24 protein-coding genes are annotated in these 23,243 nt (G+C 36.8%); 14 read left to right on the forward strand and 10 right to left on the reverse strand.

The window, feature by feature from the left end; genetic code table 11:
• The first annotated feature begins 17 nt into the window (after positions 1-17).
• From DYR29_RS15970 to DYR29_RS16000, 7 genes are all read left to right on the forward strand, one after another.
• Positions 18-1,304: a cation:proton antiporter gene (locus tag DYR29_RS15970; protein ID WP_213277648.1), complete on the forward strand. Its 1,287-nt coding sequence runs from the start codon at positions 18-20 to the stop codon at positions 1,302-1,304.
• Between the two features lie 27 nt (positions 1,305-1,331).
• On the forward strand, positions 1,332-2,048 hold the full coding sequence (locus tag DYR29_RS15975; RefSeq protein ID WP_213277649.1) for a DNA alkylation repair protein: 717 nt from the start codon (positions 1,332-1,334) through the stop codon (positions 2,046-2,048).
• A gap of 91 nt (positions 2,049-2,139) precedes the next feature.
• Positions 2,140-2,808 (forward strand): hypothetical protein, encoded by a 669-nt coding sequence (locus DYR29_RS15980; RefSeq protein ID WP_213277650.1) that lies wholly within the window; start codon positions 2,140-2,142, stop codon positions 2,806-2,808.
• A 17-nt stretch (positions 2,809-2,825) separates the two neighbouring features.
• Complete coding sequence (locus DYR29_RS15985) at positions 2,826-4,847, forward strand: hypothetical protein (RefSeq protein WP_213277651.1); 2,022 nt, start codon at positions 2,826-2,828, stop codon at positions 4,845-4,847.
• Positions 4,848-6,083 (forward strand): hypothetical protein, encoded by a 1,236-nt coding sequence (locus DYR29_RS15990; protein ID WP_213277652.1) that lies wholly within the window; start codon positions 4,848-4,850, stop codon positions 6,081-6,083.
• A gap of 29 nt (positions 6,084-6,112) precedes the next feature.
• Positions 6,113-6,451 carry a DUF6122 family protein gene (locus DYR29_RS15995; protein ID WP_213277653.1) on the forward strand — a complete coding sequence of 113 codons (339 nt, stop codon included), beginning with the start codon at positions 6,113-6,115 and terminating at the stop codon, positions 6,449-6,451.
• Positions 6,452-6,517: 66 nt separating this feature from the next.
• Positions 6,518-7,588, forward strand: a complete 1,071-nt coding sequence (locus DYR29_RS16000) for a calcium:proton antiporter (RefSeq protein ID WP_213277654.1) — start codon at positions 6,518-6,520, stop codon at positions 7,586-7,588.
• 52 nt (positions 7,589-7,640) lie between these two features.
• Here DYR29_RS16000 and DYR29_RS16005 read toward each other — a convergent pair whose 3' ends face one another.
• Entirely contained in the window at positions 7,641-8,021 is a 381-nt protein-coding gene (locus tag DYR29_RS16005; protein WP_213277655.1) for a group III truncated hemoglobin, read from the reverse strand.
• A 163-nt stretch (positions 8,022-8,184) separates the two neighbouring features.
• Between DYR29_RS16005 and DYR29_RS16010 the strand changes: the two genes are divergently transcribed.
• From DYR29_RS16010 to DYR29_RS16020, 3 genes are all read left to right on the forward strand, one after another.
• The gene (locus tag DYR29_RS16010; protein WP_213277656.1) at positions 8,185-9,156 is read left to right on the forward strand and encodes an ion channel; all 972 of its coding nucleotides are present in this window, start codon (positions 8,185-8,187) and stop codon (positions 9,154-9,156) included.
• Positions 9,157-9,645, forward strand: a complete 489-nt coding sequence (locus DYR29_RS16015) for a YkgJ family cysteine cluster protein (protein WP_213277657.1) — start codon at positions 9,157-9,159, stop codon at positions 9,643-9,645.
• Between the two features lie 232 nt (positions 9,646-9,877).
• The gene (locus DYR29_RS16020) at positions 9,878-10,180 is read left to right on the forward strand and encodes a hypothetical protein (protein WP_213277658.1); all 303 of its coding nucleotides are present in this window, start codon (positions 9,878-9,880) and stop codon (positions 10,178-10,180) included.
• A gap of 44 nt (positions 10,181-10,224) precedes the next feature.
• Here the strand turns inward: DYR29_RS16020 and DYR29_RS16025 are convergent, their stop codons facing one another.
• The 4 genes from DYR29_RS16025 to DYR29_RS16040 form a co-directional block, all read right to left on the reverse strand.
• Complete coding sequence (locus DYR29_RS16025) at positions 10,225-10,593, reverse strand: iron chaperone (RefSeq protein ID WP_213277659.1); 369 nt, start codon at positions 10,591-10,593, stop codon at positions 10,225-10,227.
• Positions 10,594-10,723: 130 nt separating this feature from the next.
• Positions 10,724-12,082, reverse strand: coding sequence for an NADP-specific glutamate dehydrogenase (gene gdhA / locus DYR29_RS16030; RefSeq protein ID WP_047380182.1), 1,359 nt, complete (start codon positions 12,080-12,082; stop codon positions 10,724-10,726).
• A 190-nt stretch (positions 12,083-12,272) separates the two neighbouring features.
• A complete protein-coding gene (gene dprA, locus DYR29_RS16035; RefSeq protein WP_213277660.1) occupies positions 12,273-13,382 on the reverse strand; it encodes a DNA-processing protein DprA in 1,110 nt (369 codons plus the stop codon).
• 32 nt (positions 13,383-13,414) lie between these two features.
• On the reverse strand, positions 13,415-14,182 hold the full coding sequence (locus tag DYR29_RS16040; protein WP_213277661.1) for a rhomboid family intramembrane serine protease: 768 nt from the start codon (positions 14,180-14,182) through the stop codon (positions 13,415-13,417).
• A gap of 245 nt (positions 14,183-14,427) precedes the next feature.
• On the opposite strand from DYR29_RS16040, the gene DYR29_RS16045 reads away from it, so the two are divergent.
• Positions 14,428-15,354 (forward strand): DUF3078 domain-containing protein, encoded by a 927-nt coding sequence (locus DYR29_RS16045; RefSeq protein ID WP_213277662.1) that lies wholly within the window; start codon positions 14,428-14,430, stop codon positions 15,352-15,354.
• A gap of 225 nt (positions 15,355-15,579) precedes the next feature.
• Positions 15,580-16,503, forward strand: coding sequence for a DUF3078 domain-containing protein (locus DYR29_RS16050; RefSeq protein ID WP_213277663.1), 924 nt, complete (start codon positions 15,580-15,582; stop codon positions 16,501-16,503).
• A gap of 71 nt (positions 16,504-16,574) precedes the next feature.
• On the opposite strand, the gene sufD is transcribed toward DYR29_RS16050, so the two are convergent.
• The 5 genes from sufD to DYR29_RS16075 all read right to left on the reverse strand — a co-directional run bounded on the left by sufD (position 16,575) and on the right by DYR29_RS16075 (position 21,177).
• Positions 16,575-17,882 (reverse strand): Fe-S cluster assembly protein SufD, encoded by a 1,308-nt coding sequence (gene sufD, locus DYR29_RS16055; RefSeq protein ID WP_047422488.1) that lies wholly within the window; start codon positions 17,880-17,882, stop codon positions 16,575-16,577.
• A gap of 161 nt (positions 17,883-18,043) precedes the next feature.
• Positions 18,044-18,787, reverse strand: a complete 744-nt coding sequence (gene sufC, locus DYR29_RS16060; protein WP_213277664.1) for a Fe-S cluster assembly ATPase SufC — start codon at positions 18,785-18,787, stop codon at positions 18,044-18,046.
• Positions 18,788-18,805: 18 nt separating this feature from the next.
• Entirely contained in the window at positions 18,806-19,309 is a 504-nt protein-coding gene (locus DYR29_RS16065; RefSeq protein ID WP_213277665.1) for a GNAT family N-acetyltransferase, read from the reverse strand.
• A 7-nt stretch (positions 19,310-19,316) separates the two neighbouring features.
• Positions 19,317-20,765: a Fe-S cluster assembly protein SufB gene (sufB, locus tag DYR29_RS16070; protein ID WP_047422168.1), complete on the reverse strand. Its 1,449-nt coding sequence runs from the start codon at positions 20,763-20,765 to the stop codon at positions 19,317-19,319.
• 82 nt (positions 20,766-20,847) lie between these two features.
• On the reverse strand, positions 20,848-21,177 hold the full coding sequence (locus DYR29_RS16075; protein ID WP_027372006.1) for a HesB/IscA family protein: 330 nt from the start codon (positions 21,175-21,177) through the stop codon (positions 20,848-20,850).
• Positions 21,178-21,390: 213 nt separating this feature from the next.
• Between DYR29_RS16075 and DYR29_RS16080 the strand changes: the two genes are divergently transcribed.
• Entirely contained in the window at positions 21,391-22,329 is a 939-nt protein-coding gene (locus DYR29_RS16080) for a GLPGLI family protein (RefSeq protein WP_213277666.1), read from the forward strand.
• An 11-nt stretch (positions 22,330-22,340) separates the two neighbouring features.
• Positions 22,341-23,204 (forward strand): GLPGLI family protein, encoded by an 864-nt coding sequence (locus DYR29_RS16085; protein WP_213277667.1) that lies wholly within the window; start codon positions 22,341-22,343, stop codon positions 23,202-23,204.
• Positions 23,205-23,243 lie beyond the last annotated feature (39 nt).

Below are 23,243 nucleotides of genomic sequence, written 5' to 3' on the forward strand. Positions count from 1 at the left end.
AAAATAAGAAACACTTAGTGGAATTATATTATTCATTTTCAGCGTTAATCGTATTAGCATCAATATTCGCATATCTCAATTACAGATTTTTAAAACTTCCAAGTACTATCGGAATTATGGTGATCGCCATTGTGGTGTCTATTTTTCTGGTAATGTTCGGAGAAACAGTACTTCCGAGAACTTTCGGACACCTTCACAACCTGATGAACAGTATCGACTTTACGGAAGTTCTGATGGGAGCTATGCTTAATTTTCTTCTTTTTGCAGGAGGAATTCATATTAATATTAATGACCTGAAGGAGCAGTTCAGACCTGTAGTGATATTTTCCACGGTGGGAGTTGTGATTTCTACTTTTGTAGTAGGGTTCGGAATGTTTTATCTACTGCCTTATGTTGGGGTTAAACTTCCTTTCATCTACTGTCTTGTCTTTGGAGCATTGATTTCACCTACTGATCCGGTGGCGGTTTTGAGTGTTCTGAAACAGGCTAACGTATCCAAATCACTGGAAACAAAAGTAGCCGGAGAATCTCTTTTCAATGATGGTATGGCGGTTGTGGTCTTTACAGTAATCCTGCAGCTGGCGATCGGAAAAGAAGTGGATTTAAGTGTTGAAACAATCGGATTGCTTTTGCTTAAAGAAGCAGGAGGAGGTCTTTTACTGGGTGTTCTGTTAGGTTGGGTTACTTCAAGATTAATGCGTGAAGTGGATGATTATATTATCTCAGTATTAGTAACACTTTCTGTAGTGATGGGAGGTTATCTTATTGCGAGACAGATGCATATTTCAGGACCGTTGACTATGGTGGCAGCAGGATTATTTATGGGGAATTTCAACAGAAGTTTCAAAATGAAATCTGTCACGCAGGATTATCTTATCAAATTCTGGGAACTGATTGATGAAATCCTGAATGCCGTATTATTCCTGTTCATTGGGTTTGAGCTCTTGATGATTAAAGATCTTAAGCACTTTATGATTCCGGGCTTAGCAGCAATTGTAGTTGTGTTGTTTGCAAGATTTATTTCAATCTGGGGACCTACGAAGTTTACCTCTTTGAGAAGAAGTTTCAGCCCGCAGACGGTAAAAGTTCTGGTTTGGGGAGGAATCCGTGGAGGGGTTTCCATTGCATTGGCGATGTCTATTCCTAAAAGTGAGTATAGTGAGATTATTTTAAGTATTACCTACTGTGTAGTCGTCTTCTCGATCATTGTTCAGGGGCTTACTATTGCCAAGGTGGCCAATCCTAATAAGATTGCAAAAGAAGAGGAAGAACAGGAGAATATTACTTTAGAAGAGAAAGCTTAAATCACAAAAATAACAGTCGTTCCGGATATGAGTATCGTTAAAGAAATACAGGAAGCACTAGCTGTTTTGTCCATTCCTGAGAAGGCAGAATTCTTTCCAAGATTTTTCAAAACCGGAAAAGGAGAATATGGTGAAGGAGATCTGTTTCTGGGCGTGAAAGTTCCGGATCAGAGGTCTGTTGCCAAAGAATATTATCCGAAAATAAATTTGGAAGAACTCAGTACATTACTCTCTTCCAGATACCATGAACACAGACTGACAGCTCTTTTTATGCTGATTTCAAAGTTTGAAAAAACAAAAGATAAAGCGGTAAAAGAAGAAGTGGTTGCTTTTTATCTTGATCACCTCACTTACGTCAATAACTGGGACCTTGTAGATTCTACCTGTTATAAGATTCTTGGCAGATACGCTTTTGAAAATCAGAAAGAATATCTTCTCAGAGAACTTTCGGAGTCTGAGGAGATGTGGCACAAAAGAGTAGCCGTTGTCGGGACGATGCATTATATAAAAAAAGGGTCATTTGATCTTACTAAAGAATTCGTAACCAGAAACCTGAAGCATTCTCATGATCTGATGCATAAAGCTAATGGATGGCTGTTACGCGAAATGGGAAATAAAAATGAAGGAGAATTGATCAGCTACCTGAACCAATATTACAAAGAAATGCCCAGAACCTGTCTTCGGTATGCTATTGAAAAGCTGGACGAAGATCTTCGTCAGGATTATCTGAAAGGCCATATTTAAGTACCTGAAAACAGCTATTTATGCTCAAAAAATCAAAGATGATAAGGTTTTAAGGTCAGAATTGAGTAATTTTGTGGTTTTAAACCCAATCATGAAAAATTTTCTCAGATTATTTCTTCTATGTATCCCTTTGCTGTTCCTGACCAGTTGTTTCGACATTCTTGATAAAGTGAATGTAAAGGCAGACGGTACAGGAGAGTATACCATCATTCTGAATGCCAGCAAAAGCAAAACAAGGCTGGCCTCAATCTCCAAAATGGAAACCATCAACGGGAAAAAAGTTCCGAAAAAAGCAGATATTGAAAATAAAATCAATGAAGCGGCAAAAATTTTCAAAGGAACTCCCGGAATCAGCAACGTAAAAACCTCCATGGATTTTGATAATTATATCATCAAACTGAGCTGTAACTTCAAAAAGATTGAAAACATCAATGCCGGACTGGAAAAACTTAAAGCTCAGAATATATTGGGTAAAATGATTCCTACTCAAATTTACAGCCAGAATCTTGAAAAAAAGACATTGACAAGAAATAAGGTCAATACATTCAAAACAGATTACGAAAAGATGAGCAAGGCGGATAAAGAAGTCTTTAATGATGCCAGATATACTTCCATCATGCAGTTTGAAAGTACAGTGAAATCACAAACCAACAATGCTTATGTGCTTTCACCCAATAAAAAAGCGCTCAAACTGGAGGCTGATATCCTGGATCTGATTCTTCAGAAAAAACAAATACAAAACACTATTCTTTTTCAATAAATTTCTAAACTATAGTCATGAAATCTATCTTATTAAAAACACAAAAAATTATTTTTGTACTCTTTGGTTTTACACTGGTTTTTGCCCAAAATAGTATGAAAATTCCTGCTGATGCTGTATTTTATATGGAAGTCAACGGGAAACAGCTTAATAATAAAATCAACTGGAATAAACTGAATCCTTTGCTACATGAATTAAGCAAAAAGAACAAAGAAACCAAAGAAAACCTTTCATGGACAGATTATTCCAAAACCGGAATCAAATACGATGCTGTTCAATACCATTATGCAAGCTTTAATGACTCTATAAAAGCGTATAATACTCATTTTATCATTGATAATAAGGAAAAGTTTCAGGAATTCATTAATTCTGTCAAGAAAAAAGGGCAGGAAGTTTCTAATAGAAAGAACTATTCCTATGTAGATATCAATGACGATATTTTTGTTGCCTGGAACGGAAACCGTGCGGTTCTTAGGATGATAAGCTATACCAAACCTTACAAAGATCTTTGGGCAACAGAAGCGGTTGCAGACAGTACTGCCGTTGCCGTTGACTCCGTTTACGCAGAAGCAGGAGATACTGCTTATACTGATGAGCCGGAAAAGCCTTTTGATTACAAAGAAGAAATCAAAAACCTTAAGGACGATATCAAGTATCTTAAAGAAAGCATCAAGGATAACAACAACGAGATTGCAAGAATCCAAAAAGATATCAAATACCTTCAGAAACACCATAAATACCCTAAAGAGAAGGAGAGTGCTGAAAATGAAGAGGAAATGCCTGATGACGCTTATGCTTACGATGAAGAAGAGGATTTAGCTTACAAAAAAGAGCAGGATTCCATCCGCAAAGAAAACTTTAAGGTCGTTAAAAAGAATGCTGAAGATCATTTTGATCAGTACTTCAGTTCAAATCTGGAAATTGAAGTTCCAAAAGAAATGTTGTCGTTCAGAGATACCAATTCCGATGTTTTTGTCTACACAGACTACGGGAGAATTGTAAATGAAGGGATCTATGGCAAGATGACAAAGTTCTACAGCTATGGGCAGTTCTTTAAGAATATGTACAATTCCAACTATTCTTACAATCTGTATTTTGATAAAGATAAAGTAAGGCTTGTTAATAATTACCAACATAAAAATGCTGAAATTCAGAAGAATATATCTGCTATTTATAAAGGGAAGAAAAACAAAAAACTGCTGGAACTGATCAATGAAAAAAGCGTTGGTTACTATGCAATGAATGTGAATGGGGCGAAATGTTTCGACTTGATGTACAGCCTGCTTCAGGATTCCGGAGAAAATGAGTACAAAAAAGAAATGGAGCTCATTATGGAAACCATGAAAATTGTTCTGGATGAAGAGGCTATTACCAAAATAGCACCAGGAAACGGAATCTTTGTTTTGAATGAATTGAAGTCTAAAAAAGTAGAGTACACTGATTACGAATACGATGCTGACTTCAACGAAAAAGAAGTAAAGAAAACCAAAGATATCGCTGTTCCCAACTTTACTTTTGCTTTTGCAACAGAAAATGAGGGCTACTGGAACCGTATTTTTGATTTGCTTACAACCAATAAAAAACTGTCTAAAAGATTCTCTAAAAAAGGAAACCTATATACCTTTAAAGATGAAAAGAATGGTGGATATGTAGATCAGCTGTTCTTTACAGTAAAGGATGGAGTAGTATATCTGATGAGCTCTGCAGACAATATCTTATCCGTAAACCAATCCGATATTTCCAGAAAATGGGCGAAAGATTCTGCAAAATATCCTTTGTCAGGAAGATTGGATATCCAGAAACTTTTAACAGGTTTAGATAAAGAATTCAAAACTCCTAAAGAGAGAAAGGCACTGGATGCCATCAGAAAAAATGTAGGAGAGTTGTATTATAAGACAGAAGTGAAAGGGGAGAGCATCCAGACTGAAATGAATTATAATATTAAAGATTCTTCAGAAAACAGCTTAATGTATTTCTTTGATGTATTCGATCAGGTTTTTAAAACAAAAGAAAAAGAAGAGAAACCACAAATTTTATAGATGAACAAAAAGAAGATTATTGTCCCGTTAGTTGTATTGCTCGCTGTTGCAGCATATTTTGTGGTTTTTCATAAAAATAAGAACCTCAGATATCTTCCTGAAAATGCAGATGCAGTAATTTTAATTGATATAAAAAAAGTAACGGGACAATATCTCTTCAGCCTGGCTACACATCCTTCTCATTGGTCAGGAAATAAGGCTAAAGGTAAAAGCACAGGCTCACTGAAAGATTCAGGAATCAGAATTCCGGATTTCCTGCAGATTTTCCATATTAAAGACACGAAGTTTTCCGAATGGTACAGTGTTTTAGAACTTAAAGATTCCCAAAAATTCATTGCTTTTTTAAAGAAGCAGAGCTTTGCAGATAAAGGAAACAACCGTTTTCAGAAAGATCAGATTTTTCTTATGATCAACGGGAATCATTGTATTGCGGGAACTTCAGATTTGGCACTTGAAGCCATCCAAAAAGAGATTCAGGCTTCTTCAAACTCTGTCCGGGATGCAGATCAGTTTATTCATAACACGGCCGGAAGCATTTCTTTCATTTCCGGGAAGAAAATTCAAAACTTTTCTATTGAATTGAATGATGATGAAATTGAAATTAAAAACAATTCAAACTCTGAAATTCTTAATGCTGTCGCTTCCAAACTCCAAAAGGGAAATCACTTTCTTGATCTGGAATTAGACAAAGAAAACATCCGGAATTTTAGCCGTTTTTTCAATAAAAGTATTGCTGATTCTTCACAAGCTGTTTATCTGAAAGCAACGGCAGACCTTAAACAGGTCAATGATACGATTATCAGTTATGAATATGACGATAATTTCAATGAGGTTGAAAAAAAGACCTTTCAAAAAATCACACAGCCTGATTATACCATTGATATTAAAAGTGATGATCCGGGGAAAACCTGGGCATATTTCCAGTCTAAAAAGTGGATCAATAGCGAAAATCAATTTACCGGAATCCCTTTCCAGCCTAATCAAATCAACCAAAATAATGGCGGTGTTGTCATAAAATCAACCAGAAACCCCATAGCTTTATCACCCCAGTTAAAAGAAAACTACATTTTCATCAGAAACAGTGCCCTGCTGTATTCTTCTTTGAAAACGCTGGGCAATACTGAAAAAAGAATCATTTCAGATATAGAGTATGTGTTGTATGGAAATAAGTCGCAGGATTATTGGGTGAAAATAAAAGCGAAAAACGGAGAATTACCCTTAATTTTACGCTGGTAACCAGAGAAACCGAATAAAATTATCTATTAATGGCTCCATCAGACATCGCATTATTCAAAACCTTTACACATTATTTCCTGCATTTCGTTTTTCCGGTCTTTATTGCATTGATTTTTTATCGTAAAAACTGGAAGAAAGCTTATTTTATTCTCCTTGCTACAATGCTGGTAGATCTGGACCACCTTTTTGCCACTCCTGTTTTTGATCCGTCAAGAGAAAGTATAGGTTTTCATTTTTTGCATTCCTATTATGCTATTGCGGTGTATTTTTTGCTGCTGTTCTTTAAAGGAAATATCAGAATTATAGGAATCGGGCTTCTGTTTCATATGTTTACGGATTATCAGGACTTTAACTTCTGGCCTCATTAAAATATTATTAATATTTTCTTTTGATATTGAAATTTCTATAGATTTTTTGTATTTTGTAGTCACTTTATGAGACTTAAAGAATTTTTACATTACACCTATATTTTTCCTCTCCTTGCGGTAGGGTACTACTTTTCCGGACTAATGGGAACTGGAGTGCTTTATGACATTCTTGCGGGAATTTTATTGATTGGGAGTGTTTTATCGGCGGTACATCATGCAGAAGTGGTGGCTCATAAAGTAGGAGAACCTTTCGGAACCATTATTCTGGCTCTTTGTATCACCATTATTGAAGTTGCGCTTATCATCTCGCTGATGGTGGCCGGCGGAGATCAGGCGATCACGCTGGCCAGAGATACGGTTTTTGCCGCTGTAATGCTTATTCTTAACGGAATTCTGGGAATATGTATTCTTGTAGGCGGTGTCAAATATCATGAGCAGTTTTTTGCAAGAACTTCAGCAACTACTTATCTGGTAAGTATTGTTTCAATCCTGGTACTTACTCTTGTTCTTCCTAATTTTACATCAAGTGTCAACGGACCTTTCTATAACGAAGCTCAGCTTATCTTCATATCCATTGCCTGTCTTGTCATTTACGGTATTTTCCTGATGGTACAGACCGTTCGTCACAGAAGCTATTTTATTGTTCCTGACGAGCATCCTGACGAGCATTATATTCCGTCACTGACAAAAACGCTTATTAGTTTTGGTTTTCTCGTGGTTTGCCTTGTTATTGTAGTGCTTATGGCAAAAGGATTATCGGATACAATAGAAGGAATGGTACGAAGCCTTGGCGCTCCAAAATCTTTGGTAGGGGTCATTATTGCGGCCGTTGTTCTTCTTCCCGAAGGAGTAGCGGCAATCCGTGCAGCCAGGGCTAATCAGATTCAGTCAAGCTTAAATCTGGCATTAGGTTCTGCATTGGCAAGTATCGGATTAACGATTCCTGCGGTGTCAGTTGTCTGTATTATGTATGATATTCCTTTGGTACTTGGTTTGGACAAAAAAGATATTATTCTGCTTTCCTTATCCGTATTTATAGTTATGCTTTCATTAAGTCGCGGTAAGACCAATGTTCTGTACGGAACCGTTTTACTGGTAAACCTGGCCGCATATATCTTTACGGTAATCGTTCCTTAGATAAAAAGGCCCCCATAAAATAGATTCTGAGAATCCTGTATCCCGTAACTCACTACAGCCTTCTCGCCAATTCCATCTTGAAAGCCATTAGTTTTGCTATGTTTTCAGATTTGTAAATGGCCATATCTGCGTTTTCCCCTGCGAAGTTCTCCTCAATAGTAGTACGCCAAAGCTCTAGCCATCGGTCAAAATGTTTCTGCTCCATAGCCTGTATTTCATTAATCGGGAAATGAACGCCCATTGGATTTCCTTTATAAGACATCTGCCCGAAAAGAATAGATTCCCAGAAAGAATACATTTTAGGAAGATGTTTATCCCAGTCTACCTTAGCGACATCATTAAAGAAGAATCCTATGGTTTCATCCTTAGTGACCTTTGTATAAAATGAATTGACAAGGTGTTCAATATCCTCTCTTGATTCAAGCTTTTTCATAGTTCAAATGTACTCCAAAATCAAATTAAAACTCAAATGAATCAATTGATAAAATTCATCAAAACAATATTTTATCTTTGTACCGGAAACAGTAGAAAACAGATAAGCAAATTCTAGGTTTGCTGTTGAAATTTAAACTGTGCAAAAAATAAATGCTTAAAAAATGACAGGAGGATTCAGAAAAAAGATCCGTCAGAAAAATGCGGAGAACAGTGGCTTCGGAACTAATGCCTCCGGAAGATTTATCAATAAAGATGGCCTTCCGAATGTTCAGAGAAGAGGAGTGAATGTTTTCAACAGGCTAAGCTGGTATCATACCATGCTGAATCTTTCTTCATTTCGCTTTATCTCTTATCTGGTCATAGCCTACATTCTGATCAATCTTCTTTTTGCAATGATCTATTACCTGATAGGGGTAGAACATCTTACCGGGATAGATAAAAGCGATCCGTTGAATGAATTTATCGACGTTTTTTTCTTCAGTTCCCAGACGTTTACAACAGTTGGATATGGAAGAATAGCTCCGGTGGGATTTTTGGCAAGTCTGGTGGCTACATTTGAGGCTTTTCTGGGATTGCTTACCTTTGCCATTGCAACGGGACTTTTTTACGGAAGATTTTCAAGACCGAGAGCATATCTGAGATTTTCTGATATAGCAGTTATTGCCCCTTTTCAGGGATCTTCAGCGTTAATGTTCAGGCTGGCTCCTTATAAGAATAATGCATTGACGGATGCAGACGTAATTGTATCTGTGGCCATTGAAGTGATAGAAAACGGAGTTGCAAAAAGTAATTTTTACAGGCTTACTACTCAGCTGAGTAAGATTAATACACTGGCTCTTAACTGGACTGTAGTACATAAAATAGATGAAAACTCTCCATTTTATGGTTTTTCTGAAGAAGACTTTAAAAATACCGACCTTGAACTTATTGTGCAGGTACGTGCATTTGATGAAGTATTTTCCAATACAGTAGTCCAGCGGTCGTCTTATACGACCAGAGAAATTGTGTATGGAGCTAAATTTGTCCCTATGTACTATCCTAACAAAGAAAATCTCTCAACGGTTCTGGATCTGGATAAAATAAATGAATATAAGAAAGAAAAACTTCCGGATTCAGCTGGAAATAATGAATAAATGGATTTAGATTTTTATAAAAAACAAGCAATACAGAAGCAGAAGGAGCATAAGAAATTTCTGGACGGATTGAAGAAAAAACCGCCCAAAAACCTCGATTATATTGTGCAGGAAACCCATGATGAAGTTTTTGATGAAATAGACTGTTTACAATGTGCCAATTGCTGCAAAACAACCGGTCCTTTGTATACCGAAAAGGATATTGAGCGTATTGCCAAACATCTACGGATGAAATCTGCAGATTTTGAAGCAAAGTTTTTAAGAGTAGACGAAGACAATGATAAAGTACTGCAAAATCTTCCCTGCTATTTCCTGAACAGTGACAATACCTGTTCTATCTATGAAGTAAGGCCAAAAGCCTGCCGGGAATATCCTCATACAGACCGTAAAAAGATCTACCAGATTAATAATTTGATGCTGAAAAATACAGTGATCTGCCCGGCCGCCTTTGAATTCGTAGAAAAAATGATGAAGAATATAGCGAAGTAGCTCTAAAAGATAGAAGCAGGAAGATGGGAGAGAGAAGTTATTACATTAGCGAAGTGATGGTTCAATTGTGATGAATTTCCAGCTTCAAACTTCGGTGCTCCAGTTAAATTCGTTAGAATTATTTTTTGCAAATTCCTCTTAAATAATTATAAAGTACGTTAAATAAGCTTATTACACATAATTTTATAAATGATGCTTCGTTTAAGTTAAACAATCATTTAAATATTACATTATGAAAAAGTTATTTTTAACGGCAGCGTTTACATTAGTCGGAGTAATCGCAGTATCAGCACAATCAACAACACAAAAGCCGGCCGATACTTCTACTAATAACCCAACGACAACTCAAACACAACAACCGAATACACAGACTACAAGTCCTTCGGATCCAAAGACTCAACAGGAAAAAACACCTGCTACTACAACGGAAACTGCTCCTGCAACTGACCCAACCGTAAGTACAACACCTACAGATGCTACTAAACCTGCGGATGCACCAAAAGAAGAAAAGAAAGACAAAAAGAAAAAAAAGTAAAATCGCTTTAGCAAACACTAGTCGGAATCCTGAAATCTTGTATTTCAGGATTTTTTTTGTTCAATTTCCTCTACTTTGAACCGGACAATCTTATTGACTAAGTCCAGCGGGAGATCACCAGAAATCGGAAACTGCACAGCTCCTTTGGAAAACGTATATTTTCTTTCCTTAAAATCTGTTTCAAAATTACGGATTCCTTCAGCTCCGGGATAAAAGCCAATGTGTTTTTTATACGCGGCAAAATAAACCAAAGGTTTTCCTTTGTACCTGAAAGCCGGCATCTGATATCCAATATATTCTTCCAGATCAGGAACCTGTGAATGGATGGCTTGTCTCAGTTCAAGCAGCTTTTCCTGTACTTCTATCGGGAACAGAAGAATATATTCATCAATATTTTTAAAAGTGTTTTTCATACTATAAAAATAAAAAAAGCGCTGCATATAGCAGCGCTTTCTCCTTTCACTTTTTACTTTTTTCCCATTATCCCGGGAACAGGCTATATCAAAAAAGGTCGGGAATTTTTCCCAACCTTTATTTTTTCTGTTACACAACTCCTTGAGCTAGCATTGCTTCTGCTACTTTTACGAAGCCGGCAATATTTGCACCTTTTACGTAGTTTACATAACCGTCTTCGTCTTTTCCGTAGTCTCTACAAGCTTTGTGAATACCAATCATGATTTCCTTTAATCTTGCATCAACTTCTTCAGAAGTCCAGTTAAGACGGATAGAGTTCTGAGTCATCTCTAATCCTGATGTAGCAACACCTCCAGCGTTGGAAGCTTTACCAGGAGAGAATAATACTTTATTATCTAAGAAATAGTTGATTGCATCTAGTGTAGAAGGCATGTTAGCCGCTTCAGTTACACAAACACATCCGTTTTCAACTAATTTTCTTGCATCATCTAAATCTAATTCATTTTGAGTTGCAGAAGGGAACGCAACGTCACACTTCACATCCCAAGGACGTTTTCCAGCGTGGAATTCAGCAGAAGGATATTTTTTAGCATAATCTTCAGCTCTGTTATTTCCTGAAGATCTAAGCTCTAATAAATAATCGATCTTTTCTCCGCTGATACCATCTTTATCATAGATGTATCCATCTGGTCCAGAGATTGTTACTACTTTAGCACCTAGTTCAGTTGCTTTTTTGATAACTCCCCATGCTACGTTTCCGAAACCTGATACAGTTACTGTTTTACCTTCGAAGTTTTGTCCGATAGTCTTAAGCATCTGCTCAGCAAAATATACTACACCGTATCCTGTAGCTTCAGGACGGATTAATGAACCTCCGTAAGCAAGACCTTTTCCAGTAAGAACTCCGGTAAACTCGTTTCTGATTTTCTTGTACTGTCCGAATAAATACCCGATTTCTCTTGCTCCAACACCGATATCTCCTGCAGGTACGTCTGTTTCAGGACCGATGTGCTTGCATAATTCTGTCATGAAAGCCTGGCAGAAACGCATTACTTCCATGTCAGATTTACCTTGTGGGTCGAAATCTGAACCTCCTTTACCACCTCCCATTGGAAGAGTTGTCAAAGAGTTTTTGAATACTTGTTCAAAAGCTAAGAACTTAAGAACTGATAAGTTTACAGTAGGGTGGAAACGGATTCCTCCTTTGTATGGCCCAATTGCAGAGTTCATTTGAATTCTGAAACCTCTGTTAACCTGAATTTCTCCTTTGTCATCAACCCATGGAACTCTGAAAATAATAATTCTTTCAGCTTCAGCCATTCTTTCAAGCAGCTTCATTCCGGTGTATTCTTTTTTAGTAGCAATGAATGGAATTACAGTTACGGCAACTTCTTTTACAGCCTGTAAGAACTCCGGTTCGTTAGGATTTTTTGCTTCAATTTTTGCAATAAACTCTTGGATTTTCTGGTCAATATTATATTGTTCCATATATTAAGGTTGAATATTATTGTCAACAAATTTAATTTTTTTTTCAAGATTCACAACACTGTATTTCAACATTGTTAAAAATTAAATAATAATGTTTCGTAATATTATTAAATTAATAATTTGCGATCAAATTTTATTAAAAATGAAATGTTATGTGTGAAATAATGCAATATTAAGAAATCATTAAATCTTAAATTGCGATGAATTGCCTCCCGGAAAATGATTTTACTTTCCCTAAAAGTTCCAATTCCAAAATTATTGGTAAGATTTTGTGAGTAGGAAGCTCAATTTTCTGGGACAGATCATCCAAAGAAATCTGAGGCTGGTCTTTAATGGATTTATATATTAAATATTGATTATCAGAAAGTTGTATTGTGGTCTCACTATAAGGAAATAACTCTTCAATTTTTTCTTTAGGAGCATTAAATCCCAGCATACCGATAAGATCTTTTATGGTAGAAATAGCTGTTGCTTTATTATGGAAAATCAGTTGATTACATCCCTGGCTGCAGAGATCTGTAATTTTTCCGGGAAGAGCGAAAACATCCCGGTTATAATCATTGGCAAAAGCGGCCGTGCTTACAGATCCTCCTCCAAAACCGGTTTCCACCACAATGGTTGCCGGAGATATCCCTGCTACAATTCTATTTCTCTGGATGAAGTTTTCACGGTCTGGTTTTTTAGAAGAACTGAACTCCGTGATTAATGCTCCTCCTTCCTGAAGAATTTTCTCGGAAAGTTTCCTGTTTTTTGCCGGATATAAATATTGAAAGCCATGTGCAAGAACTCCTATTGTAGGTTTCTGATGAGAGATAGACTGCTCATGAACCTCTTTGTCAACTCCCAGAGCAAGTCCGCTTACTGATAAATAAGTAGAAGACTGAGAGGCTTCAAAGAAGTCTTCAATAAACTGTCGGCCATACGATGTCATATTTCTGGTTCCGACAATGCTTACTTTGGAAACTGAATCATCAATGTTTCCTTTTTGATAAAGAATAGCAGGAGCATCATTACATTCATTGAGGAGAAAAGGTGTCTCACCAAGATGTTTCAGCCTGATCTGAATATTATTCTTTTCGCAAAAATTTAATTCTTCTTCTGCGAATTCCAAATGATTGTCATTCCCAATGTCTGAAACTGTTTTTTGTCCTATGCCTTCCAGCTTTTTATATTCTTTCTTTGCCCTTTTCCATGCTTCCTGGGCACTTCCAAAAGTACGGACAAGTTTATGAAAATGAATGTCGCCTATCTGGCTGCACTCGCGGAGGGCGATTGCATATAAGTATTCTTCGGAAATCATGTGTGTTTTTTTCAAATGTAGTGAATTAAGTGTTATCTTTTCCTTAATTCATCCAAATGATCCCAGATATCATCTCTTTTTTTATAAGGGAGCTCCATGAAATCTTCAGGATGGTTTTCCTTGTATTCCTGCCACAGTTTATCATCCTTTTCACTATAATAATTAGGGAATTCCCAAATGAACTTTTTCTTCTTTTCTCCAACATTTTTGAAGGCAAATGCAATTATACTTCCGACTACGGCTCCTGAAAGATGGGCCTGCCATGAAATTTTACTCGGCTCCTGCATGTTATAAAACAGCTCTTCCGGCAGCATTCCCCAGACTAAGCTTCCATAATACAGGACAACAAGCATTGAAATGGTCAGGAGCTTTGTATTCCATTTAAATACACCGCTGAAGAAAAGGAAGAAGGCCAGGACATACACCACACCACTGGCTCCGATTGTACATGTGTACATATATTCGCCGGAGAGAATGTCAATAGGAGGGAGAAGCCACACTAAAAGCCCTGTTGCCAGCCAGCCAATAATAAAAACTTTGTTCGCAACCACAGGATAAAACTGATAAAGCAAAAACATAAGTGCAGCTATTGGAATAGAGTTTCCTATAATATGATCAATATTTCCATGCAAAAGAGGAGATGTGACTATGCCGAGCAGCCCTTCAGGCAAAAGTGGAATGATCGCTCCAAAGCAGCTTTGAAAAAAGCCCTGCATTTGTAAGAAATACCCGAACCACATCGCAGAAAGCATCAGCAAAGGGTATATAATCGCTCTTTTGGAAATTGCATTTTTAAACATGAGGATTTTACGTCAAATCAAAAGCCAATGATAAATTTCGGAAAATTTGTCGATGAATCAATTTCTACTTATCTGATTTTAAGACAAAAGGTATCAAATTTATTTTTAAACTTATTATTTGGCATTGATTTTATTGAGATATCTTATTGTTAAGGAATTAAACTTTATGAATTAGCATTCTTTAAGCTGAATTTATCTTTAAAAAAAATTATATTAATACTTTTGCAGTGAAAATTATTTGAGTAATGAAGAAGTTTTTATTGATTCTTTCCTTTTTTATGGGGATTTATGCAAGTGCACAAGAAGAATTGAAGAAAGATTCTGTTGTGGTAGACACAGTAAAATACTGGTCAGTGATAGGAAAAAACACATTAATGATCAATCAGGCTGCCTTTTCAAACTGGGTAGGAGGTGGAGCCAACAACGTAGGATGGCTTGCAGGGATCAATTACAATCTCACGTATGAAAAAGACAATGACCTATGGGAGAATATCATTATCCTAGGGTATGGACAAAATGATACTAAAGGATTAGGAATAAGAAAAACGCAGGACGTTATCAATGTTTCTACCAATTATGGGCGAAAATTCTCAAAAAGCTGGTATTTTTCTATGGGTGCGGGATTACAATCACAGTTTGCGGCAGGATATGAAGACGGGAATAATCCTGAAGCCAAAAAGATCTCAAATTTTATGGCCCCAGGTTACCTGAACGTCGGGATGGGTATCACCTATAGACCGAATGAAGATCTGACGGTAACTTTGCGTCCTACCAACGCCAGGTGGACCTTTGTATTGGATAAAGACCTTCAGACAGCAGGAAGTTATGGTTTGAAAAGTGATGGTGATTCTTCTTTATTGCAGTTCGGTTTCCTGGGAACGGCAATTTATAAATTGAAAATAATGGAAGATATCTATCTGACGAATACGGCTTCGGTTTTCTCGAATTACCTTGACCGTCCGGACAGATTGGTTCTTGCTTACGGAGCTTTATTAAATCTTAAAGTCAACAAATATATTTCATCCAATGTGACCGTTGATTTGCTGTATGATCACAACCAGATCGAAAAAACACAGCTGAAACAAACCCTTGGAATCGGATTCGCTTATACCATTGATAATGGCGTGAAACGCTCTGACCGTAAGGACAGCCAATGGTGGATTAAAAAGTAATATAAGAAATCAATTTAATAGAAAAACACTTCAGAAATGAGGTGTTTTTTGCTTTTAAAATACTGTAGTTTTAAGTTGACTTAAGTTTGCGGTATAATATGAGGTGGTTTAAATGGTTTGTTTTCATTGTGTTATAAGCGGAAAATCAACTATGTTAAATTCATTTTAAAGTGAATTTTCTTCCGACGTAGATTATTATTTATACATTTGTAATAAATCATTATTATGAAAAAACTTTTATTGATCAGTTCCATTTCTTTTGGAGCGATAGCTTTGGCGCAGGAAACCAAAACAGATGCTCCGGCAGCAGATACCGTTAAAGCCTGGTCTATTCAGGGACAAAATACATTAATGCTTAATCAGGCTGCCTTTTCAAACTGGGTAGGAGGTGGAGCCAACAACGTAGGATGGCTTGCCGGTGTCAATTATAACTTGACGTATGAGAAAGGGAAAGATCTTTGGGAAAACATCATTATTCTGGGCTATGGGCAGAATAATACCCAGGGAACAGGAGTGAGAAAAACTCAGGATGTTATCAACCTTTCTACAAACTATGGTAGAAAATTTGCCGAAAGCTGGTATTTCTCGGCAGGAGCCGGGCTTCAGACTCAGTTTGCTCCGGGATATGAAGACGGGAACAATCCTGATGCTAAAAAGATCTCCAATTTCATGGCTCCGGGATACCTGAATGTGGGGGCAGGGGTTACCTACCGTCCTAATGATAATCTGACCGTAACATTACGTCCTGCTAACGCGAGATGGACTTTTGTTTTAGATAAGGATCTCCAGACTGCCGGGACGTACGGCCTTAAAAATGATGGTGATTCATCCCTTTTCCAGTTCGGTTTCCTTGGAACAGCCATTTATAAGATCAAAATCATGGAGAATATTAATCTGACGAATACAGCGTCTGTATTTTCAAATTACCTGGATCATCCTGATAGATTGGTATTGGCTTACGGAGCGGTCTTAAATATGAAGATCAATAAATATATTTCGTCCAATATTACCCTAGATCTTTTGTATGACCACAATCAGATCTGGAAAACACAGCTGAAGCAGACGTTGGGTGTAGGACTGGCTTATAATTTTGATAGCGGTAAGAAACGTTCGGATAATAAGGATAACCAGGGCTGGTTAAAGAAATAAACGGAATAATCCGTAAGAAATAAAAAAGCACTTCAAAAAGAAGTGCTTTTGTGTATCAATATATATAAGTCTTAGAACTCTATATCTACTCCCAGTTTCTCCGCCAATAGCTTTGAAATTTTTTCTTTTAGAGGTTCTATATCAATATTCTGCATGGCATCATTTGCGAAAGCATATAATAGTAATGCCTGAGCTTCTTTTTTAGAGATTCCTCTTGCTCTCAGGTAGAATAAAGCATCTTCATTCAGCTGGCCTACCGTACATCCGTGAGAACATTTTACATCATCTGCAAAGATCTCCAACTGAGGTTTTGTATCGATGCTTGCCCCTTCACTTAATAGCACGTTATTGTTTTGCTGATAAGCGTTTGTCTTCTGAGCAATTTTATCTACAAAAACTTTTCCGTTGAAAACTCCGTGTGCATTGCCATCGAAGATTCCTTTGTAGTTCTGATAACTTTCACAGTTTGGGAAATTGTGGTGAACCGCCGTATGGTGATCTACCAGCTGATCTTTCCCGATGATTGTGATTCCGTTCATAAATGAATTGATATTCGATCCATTATGAATAAAATCAAGGTTGTTTCTTACCAGTTTACCTCCGAAAGAGAAAGTATTTACAGTAGTTAAGCTGTCTTTCTCCTGTCTTGCAAACGTGTTGTCGATAAGATATGTTGTGTTGTTGTCATTCTGAAGCTTATGCCAGTCAGCTTTTGCATTAGGATAGGTAAAGATCTCCGTTACAGAGTTTGTCAATACATATGTGCTGTCAAAATTGTGGTGGCTTTCAATCACTTCTACTTTTGCTCCTTCTTCAACGATCAAAAGATTTCTTGTATTGTAGAACGTATTTTCCTCTTGATTCTGAGAAATATAAAAAACGTGGATTGGCTTTTCAATCACTACATTTTTAGGGACTTTCAAAAAGAAGCCGTATTTACAGTAAGCAAGGTTTAAGTTTGTAAAAGCCTGTTCTTTAGAAGCAATGCTGTTGAAATACTTTTCAAAAACTTCTTTATGCTTCTCATCATTCAGTGCATAGTTGAATGAAAGGAACTCTACATTTTCAATAGAAACTTTTGAAAGTTCCTTGTGAAGTTTACCATTTACAAAAACAATCCAATCAAAATTTTCTTCTCCAAGGTGCAGTTCATCAAACTGCTCTTTAGTGATATTGTGGCTCTCTTTCGGGAAGAAGTTGTAGCTTTTTTCCGTGATTTCCTTTAGATTGGTATATTTATATTCTTCGTCTTTTTTTGTCGGAAAACCAACGTTTTGAAATCTCTGAAGAGCTGCTTTTCTACTGTCATCCAGAAACCGGTGACGAAGACTCTCCAAAAATTCATTATGGTTCTCTATAATTTGTTCTTTTAATGCCATTACTGGTATATCTGTGGTTTGCACCATTTTTCTTTTTTTATTAACTAAAATATTGTTATTCCGGGAATAGGGAACCCAATTTTTAATATAGAGATTCTTCTTTTTACAGAATGTTATCAATGACCGCAAAATTATAATCTCTGAAATAATATATCTTCTTCTTAGTTAAGAAGCCAGTCGTAACCTTTTTCTTCAAGTTCTAATGCTAAAGATTTATCACCGGTTTTGATGATTTTTCCATCCGCTAAAACGTGAACGAAGTCAGGTTGAATATAGTTAAGCAATCTCTGATAGTGTGTAATCAAAAGAACTGCATTTCCTTCATTTTTAAAGTGGTTTACTCCATCTGCTACGATTCTTAAAGCATCGATATCCAATCCGGAATCGGTCTCATCAAGAATAGCCAGTTTAGGATTAAGCATCATCATCTGGAAGATCTCGTTTCTTTTCTTTTCACCTCCGGAGAATCCCTCGTTTAATGATCTTGAAAGGAAATCTTTCTTGATACCCAGTTTTTCAGATTTTTCACGGATTAATGCAAGCATTTCTTTTGCAGGCATTTCTTCCAATCCATTTGCTTTTCTTGTTTCGTTTAAAGCAGCCTTGATAAAGTTCGTTACAGAAACTCCCGGAATTTCCACTGGATATTGGAAAGAAAGGAAAATCCCTTTGTGAGCTCTATCTTCAGGAGCGTCTTCACTGATGTCTTCTCCCTGGAAAAGAATTTCTCCACCAGTCACTTCGTAATCTTCTTTTCCTGCGATTACAGAAGAAAGGGTAGATTTCCCGGCTCCGTTCGGCCCCATGATAGCGTGAACTTCGCCTGGCTTTATTTCAAGATTAATACCTTTTAATATTTCTGCGCCATCTTCAATTCTGGCGTGAAGGTTTTTAATTTCTAACATTTTATTTGCTTAAACAAATTATTTTTGAATTCTATATACTAAACTTTCAGGTTGACCAGGAACATCATTAAGAGTCCCGATTTTGATCATACCTGCCTTTTCCAAAACTTTAACAGAAGCTATATTGGTAGGACGAACGATTGCGAATATTTCCTCATTGTTCTCCTTAAAGCCAAAATCTATAGCTTTCTTTGTGAATTCTGTGGCATATCCCTTCCCCCATGCCTGGGAAGCAAAACGATAGCCTAAATTCAATTTTTCTTTGTCTCCGTAGAGTTTGTAGCTCAGTCCTCCAAAACCTATTATATTTTCAGGGCTTTCCTTTTCAGCAATAGCCCAGCTTCCAAAATGATGGCTGTCCCAATGATCAAGCATTTTTGTAAATGTATTCTCTGCTTTTTCAAAGCTCATGGGTCCGCTTGGGTTATGAATATTGGTTTCAGGGTCGTGATTAATTTCAAAGAAACGTTCAAAATCTTCTTTTGCCGGTTTTCTTAAAATTAATCTCTCTGTAACTACCATATTTATTTTATCCTACTGATCCTTCTAATGAAATCTCAAGTAATTTCTGTGCTTCAATAGCAAATTCCATTGGAAGCTTGTTTAAAACTTCTTTACTGAAACCATTTACGATCAAAGCAATTGCTCTTTCTGTATCAATACCTCTCTGGTTACAGTAGAAAATCTGATCTTCCCCGATTTTTGAAGTCGTTGCCTCGTGCTCTAACTGTGCAGTAGGATCTTTGATTTCAATATAAGGGAAAGTGTGTGCACCACATTCATTACCCATCAATAAAGAGTCACATTGTGAGAAGTTTCTTGCTCCTTTTGCTGAAGGCATTACTTTCACCTGTCCTCTGTATGAGTTTTGAGATTTTCCTGCAGAAATACCTTTAGAAATGATCGTTGACTTGGTATTTTTTCCAATATGGATCATTTTTGTTCCTGTATCTGCATACTGGTGGTTATTCGTTACAGCGATAGAGTAGAACTCTCCGATAGAATTGTCTCCTTTAAGGATACAAGACGGATATTTCCATGTTACTGCCGAACCTGTTTCCACCTGTGTCCATGAGATTTTTGCATTTCTTTCGCAAAGTCCTCTTTTCGTTACAAAGTTGAATACCCCTCCTTTACCTTCTTCATTACCTGGATACCAGTTCTGAACGGTAGAATATTTGATCTCAGCTCCGTCTAAAGCGATAAGTTCCACTACCGCTGCGTGAAGCTGGTTTTCATCTCTTGACGGTGCTGTACAGCCCTCAAGATAAGAAACGTAACTTCCCTCATCAGCTACAAGAAGCGTTCTTTCAAACTGTCCTGTTCCTGCCTGGTTGATACGGAAATAAGTGGAAAGCTCCATTGGGCATTTTACCCCTTTGGGAATATAACAGAAACTTCCGTCAGAGAATACTGCGGAATTCAATGCTGCATAAAAGTTATCTCCTCTCGGAACTACTTTTCCAAGATATTTTCTTACTAAATCAGGGTGGTTTTTAATGGCCTCAGAAATTGAACAGAAAATAATTCCTTTCTCTGCCAACGTATCCTGGAAAGTAGTTTTCACAGAAATTGAGTCCATTACGATATCTACAGCAACTCCTGAAAGTCTTTTCTGCTCTTCGATATTGATTCCTAATTTTGCAAATGTTTTCAGCAATTCAGGATCTACCTCGTCAAGACTAGCCAGTTCCGGTTTTACTTTAGGAGCAGCATAGTAACGGATTGCTTGAAAATCCGGTTTTTCATATTTGATATTCGCCCAGTTAGGCTCTACCATTTTCAACCAGATTTTGAAAGATTCCAAACGCCATTCAGTCATCCATTCCGGCTCTTCTTTTTTAGCAGAGATGGCACGGATGATATCCTCATTTAAACCGATCGGGAAATCTTCATAATCAATTTTGGTTTCCCAACCGAATTCATATTTTTTATTTTCTAGATCGACTCTTAAATCGTCTTCTGTATATTTACTCATTACTTTTTTTTAGATTTCAGATTTTAGATTTCAAAATTCAGAATGATTCTGAGATCTGAACTCTAGGATCTAAGGCCTTTTCTTAAAGACTAAATGATTCTCCACATCCACATGTTCTGGATGCATTCGGGTTGTTAAATACAAACCCTTTTCCGTTCAATCCTCCTGAATACTCAAGAGTTGTTCCTGCCAAATAAAGGATGGATTTTTTATCTATAATAATTTTGATGTTATTATCTTCAAATATCTGATCTGTGTCTGTTTTTTGGTTATCAAACTTTAAAACATACTCTAAACCAGAGCATCCGCCGCTTTTCACCCCTACTCTTATATAATCTTCAGCAGGGTTAAAACCATCTTCAGTCATCAACTGAATGGCTTTCTCCTTTGCATAGTCTGATACTTTTATCATTGTATTTATTTAGAATGATTTAATGATGCAAAAATACGAACTAATTTCCGCAATCTCAAATCGAAGATATCTATTTTAATGATTCTGATATTAATAGGGGTTTTAAAAGGGATGATTTATGTTAAAGTTTGATAAATTTCTTATCCTGATGTGAAGATTTTACTTCTGATTTTAACCTTGAAAGGTATTTTCTATCTATAAAGAAAATTGGTAATGGGACAAAAAATAATAATTTTTTTTGTATTGTTTCTCACTGCAGTGTCTTACGGACAGACCACAAGATATGTTTATGAAACGCTGGTAAACCCGGATTCTATTAATCTGGTTAGCATGAAAAGCGAAAGAACTTTTCTGGATGTAAAAGGAGATAGATCTTTATTTATCAGTGAAAATAAATTAAAAAGAGATTCTCTTTTTAATTCGTTCAGGTCAGAATTGAAAGAAGCTCATAAAAAAGAAGAAAAAGATTTTTCAAAATCTGAAGGTGCCCAACATTTTGAACCTACTTTCTTTGAATATTTTATTACGAAGAGTATTCCGGAACAGAAAGTGTATTATTATGAAAAAACAGCAGGAAAACAAATTTATTATCAGGAAGACAGACCTATAAAATGGGAAATAACAAATCTTATTGAAAAACAAAACGGATATCCGGCTCAAAAAGCAGTTGCGGAATTTGGTGGCAGAGTCTGGACAGCTTGGTTTACAAAAGAAATTCCTTTGTCTGACGGACCGTATAAATTCTCAGGATTACCAGGGTTGATTGTAAAGCTGGAAGATGATAAAGGAGATTATAAATTTGATCTTGCTAAAAAAATTACCATTAAAAATGCTTTTGAAGAACAATTAAATTCCGATGCTAAACAAAGCACAAGAGTTAATTTTCATGGTGATAAAGCTGCACTGGAACTGGAGTTTGGTAAAAACAGAAAAGCTATAGCCGGAAATACAGGAGGTGGAAATGTAAATGCCGGAGGAAGACACAGCGGTGGTATGAACGGAGGTGGAATGAGAGGCGGCGGCCACGGAGGTGGTGGAATGCATCGGGGAATGGGTAACGAAAATCAAAGTTTCCCTGTGCAGCAGAATCCTTCTGCAGAAAACCATTCTTTTGCCGGAAGTATAGATCAGAATCCAATTGAATTAAAATAAAAAAAATATAAATGAAAAAATTAGGTATTATCGCATTGGCACTCTTCATACAGAATGTTTCTGCACAAACTAACAGGTTTGTGTATCAGGTGACTATGAAGCCCGATGCAGAAAATAAAACAGACATCAAGACAGAAAATGCTTATCTGGATATTTCTCCGGAAAAATCTGTATTTTACTCTGAAAACAGAATCAAAAGAGATTCTATCATGCAAAAAGCCTTTCAGGGAGGTGGCGGTAGAGGAAGTATCAACCGAGATCAGATGGAAAGTCTGAGAACGAATATCAACTATTCCGTAGAAAAGGATAAGACTAATCAGAAGACATATTTCAAAGACAGAATTGGCCGTGATATCTATTCGTATGAAGAAGACAGACCGCTGAACTGGAAAATAGAATCAGAAACAAGAAAAATAGGAGAGTATAAAGTTCAGAAGGCTGAAACTGATTTTGGAGGAAGAAAATGGACGGCATGGTTTACAACAGATCTTCCTTATCAGGATGGGCCTTACAAGTTCGGAGGGCTTCCGGGACTGATCGTAAAAGTAGAAGATGATAAAGGAGATTATTCTTTTGATTTAATGAAAAACTATAAGATTGCCGAATTGCCTGCTTTGAATCAGTTTGGAAATACATTAAAAGTGAAAAGAGCAGACTATCTGAAACAGCAGCAGAAATTCAAAACAGATCCAATGTCATTCATGACCCAAGGAGGTGGCGGACAAGGAGGATTCTCGACTACTATGAGAGTAGGAGGAGGAAGAGGCCCGGGAGGCGGTGGAGGAAATCAGAACCCTGCGGACATGAGGAAAAGAATGGAAGAAAGAGTGAAGGAAGAAGCTAAGAAAAATTCTAATCCAATCGAATTGCAATAAATAAAAATGCGGCCTTACTTTAAGGCCGCATTTTTATTT

Source organism: Chryseobacterium indologenes (genome assembly GCF_018362995.1).
Lineage (GTDB): Bacteria > Bacteroidota > Bacteroidia > Flavobacteriales > Weeksellaceae > Chryseobacterium > Chryseobacterium indologenes_G.

Bases quoted from the DNA above. Each gene is read 5' to 3' on its own strand.
- DYR29_RS16085 (WP_213277667.1), top strand. From the start codon at position 22,341: ATGAAAAAATTAGGTATTATCGCATTGGCACTCTTCATACAGAATGTT.
- DYR29_RS16015 (WP_213277657.1), top strand. From the start codon at position 9,157: ATGGATTTAGATTTTTATAAAAAACAAGCAATACAGAAGCAGAAGGAG.
- DYR29_RS16025 (WP_213277659.1), bottom strand. From the start codon at position 10,593: ATGAAAAACACTTTTAAAAATATTGATGAATATATTCTTCTGTTCCCG.
- DYR29_RS16040 (WP_213277661.1), bottom strand. From the start codon at position 14,182: ATGTTTAAAAATGCAATTTCCAAAAGAGCGATTATATACCCTTTGCTG.
- DYR29_RS15995 (WP_213277653.1), top strand. From the start codon at position 6,113: ATGGCTCCATCAGACATCGCATTATTCAAAACCTTTACACATTATTTC.
- DYR29_RS16045 (WP_213277662.1), top strand. From the start codon at position 14,428: ATGAAGAAGTTTTTATTGATTCTTTCCTTTTTTATGGGGATTTATGCA.
- sufD (WP_047422488.1), bottom strand. From the start codon at position 17,882: ATGGCATTAAAAGAACAAATTATAGAGAACCATAATGAATTTTTGGAG.
- DYR29_RS16020 (WP_213277658.1), top strand. From the start codon at position 9,878: ATGAAAAAGTTATTTTTAACGGCAGCGTTTACATTAGTCGGAGTAATC.
- DYR29_RS16000 (WP_213277654.1), top strand. From the start codon at position 6,518: ATGAGACTTAAAGAATTTTTACATTACACCTATATTTTTCCTCTCCTT.
- DYR29_RS16080 (WP_213277666.1), top strand. From the start codon at position 21,391: ATGGGACAAAAAATAATAATTTTTTTTGTATTGTTTCTCACTGCAGTG.
- DYR29_RS16050 (WP_213277663.1), top strand. From the start codon at position 15,580: ATGAAAAAACTTTTATTGATCAGTTCCATTTCTTTTGGAGCGATAGCT.
- sufB (WP_047422168.1), bottom strand. From the start codon at position 20,765: ATGAGTAAATATACAGAAGACGATTTAAGAGTCGATCTAGAAAATAAA.
- DYR29_RS16005 (WP_213277655.1), bottom strand. From the start codon at position 8,021: ATGAAAAAGCTTGAATCAAGAGAGGATATTGAACACCTTGTCAATTCA.
- dprA (WP_213277660.1), bottom strand. From the start codon at position 13,382: ATGATTTCCGAAGAATACTTATATGCAATCGCCCTCCGCGAGTGCAGC.
- DYR29_RS16010 (WP_213277656.1), top strand. From the start codon at position 8,185: ATGACAGGAGGATTCAGAAAAAAGATCCGTCAGAAAAATGCGGAGAAC.
- DYR29_RS15980 (WP_213277650.1), top strand. From the start codon at position 2,140: ATGAAAAATTTTCTCAGATTATTTCTTCTATGTATCCCTTTGCTGTTC.
- DYR29_RS15990 (WP_213277652.1), top strand. From the start codon at position 4,848: ATGAACAAAAAGAAGATTATTGTCCCGTTAGTTGTATTGCTCGCTGTT.
- DYR29_RS16075 (WP_027372006.1), bottom strand. From the start codon at position 21,177: ATGATAAAAGTATCAGACTATGCAAAGGAGAAAGCCATTCAGTTGATG.
- sufC (WP_213277664.1), bottom strand. From the start codon at position 18,787: ATGTTAGAAATTAAAAACCTTCACGCCAGAATTGAAGATGGCGCAGAA.
- gdhA (WP_047380182.1), bottom strand. From the start codon at position 12,082: ATGGAACAATATAATATTGACCAGAAAATCCAAGAGTTTATTGCAAAA.
- DYR29_RS15975 (WP_213277649.1), top strand. From the start codon at position 1,332: ATGAGTATCGTTAAAGAAATACAGGAAGCACTAGCTGTTTTGTCCATT.
- DYR29_RS15985 (WP_213277651.1), top strand. From the start codon at position 2,826: ATGAAATCTATCTTATTAAAAACACAAAAAATTATTTTTGTACTCTTT.
- DYR29_RS16065 (WP_213277665.1), bottom strand. From the start codon at position 19,309: ATGGTAGTTACAGAGAGATTAATTTTAAGAAAACCGGCAAAAGAAGAT.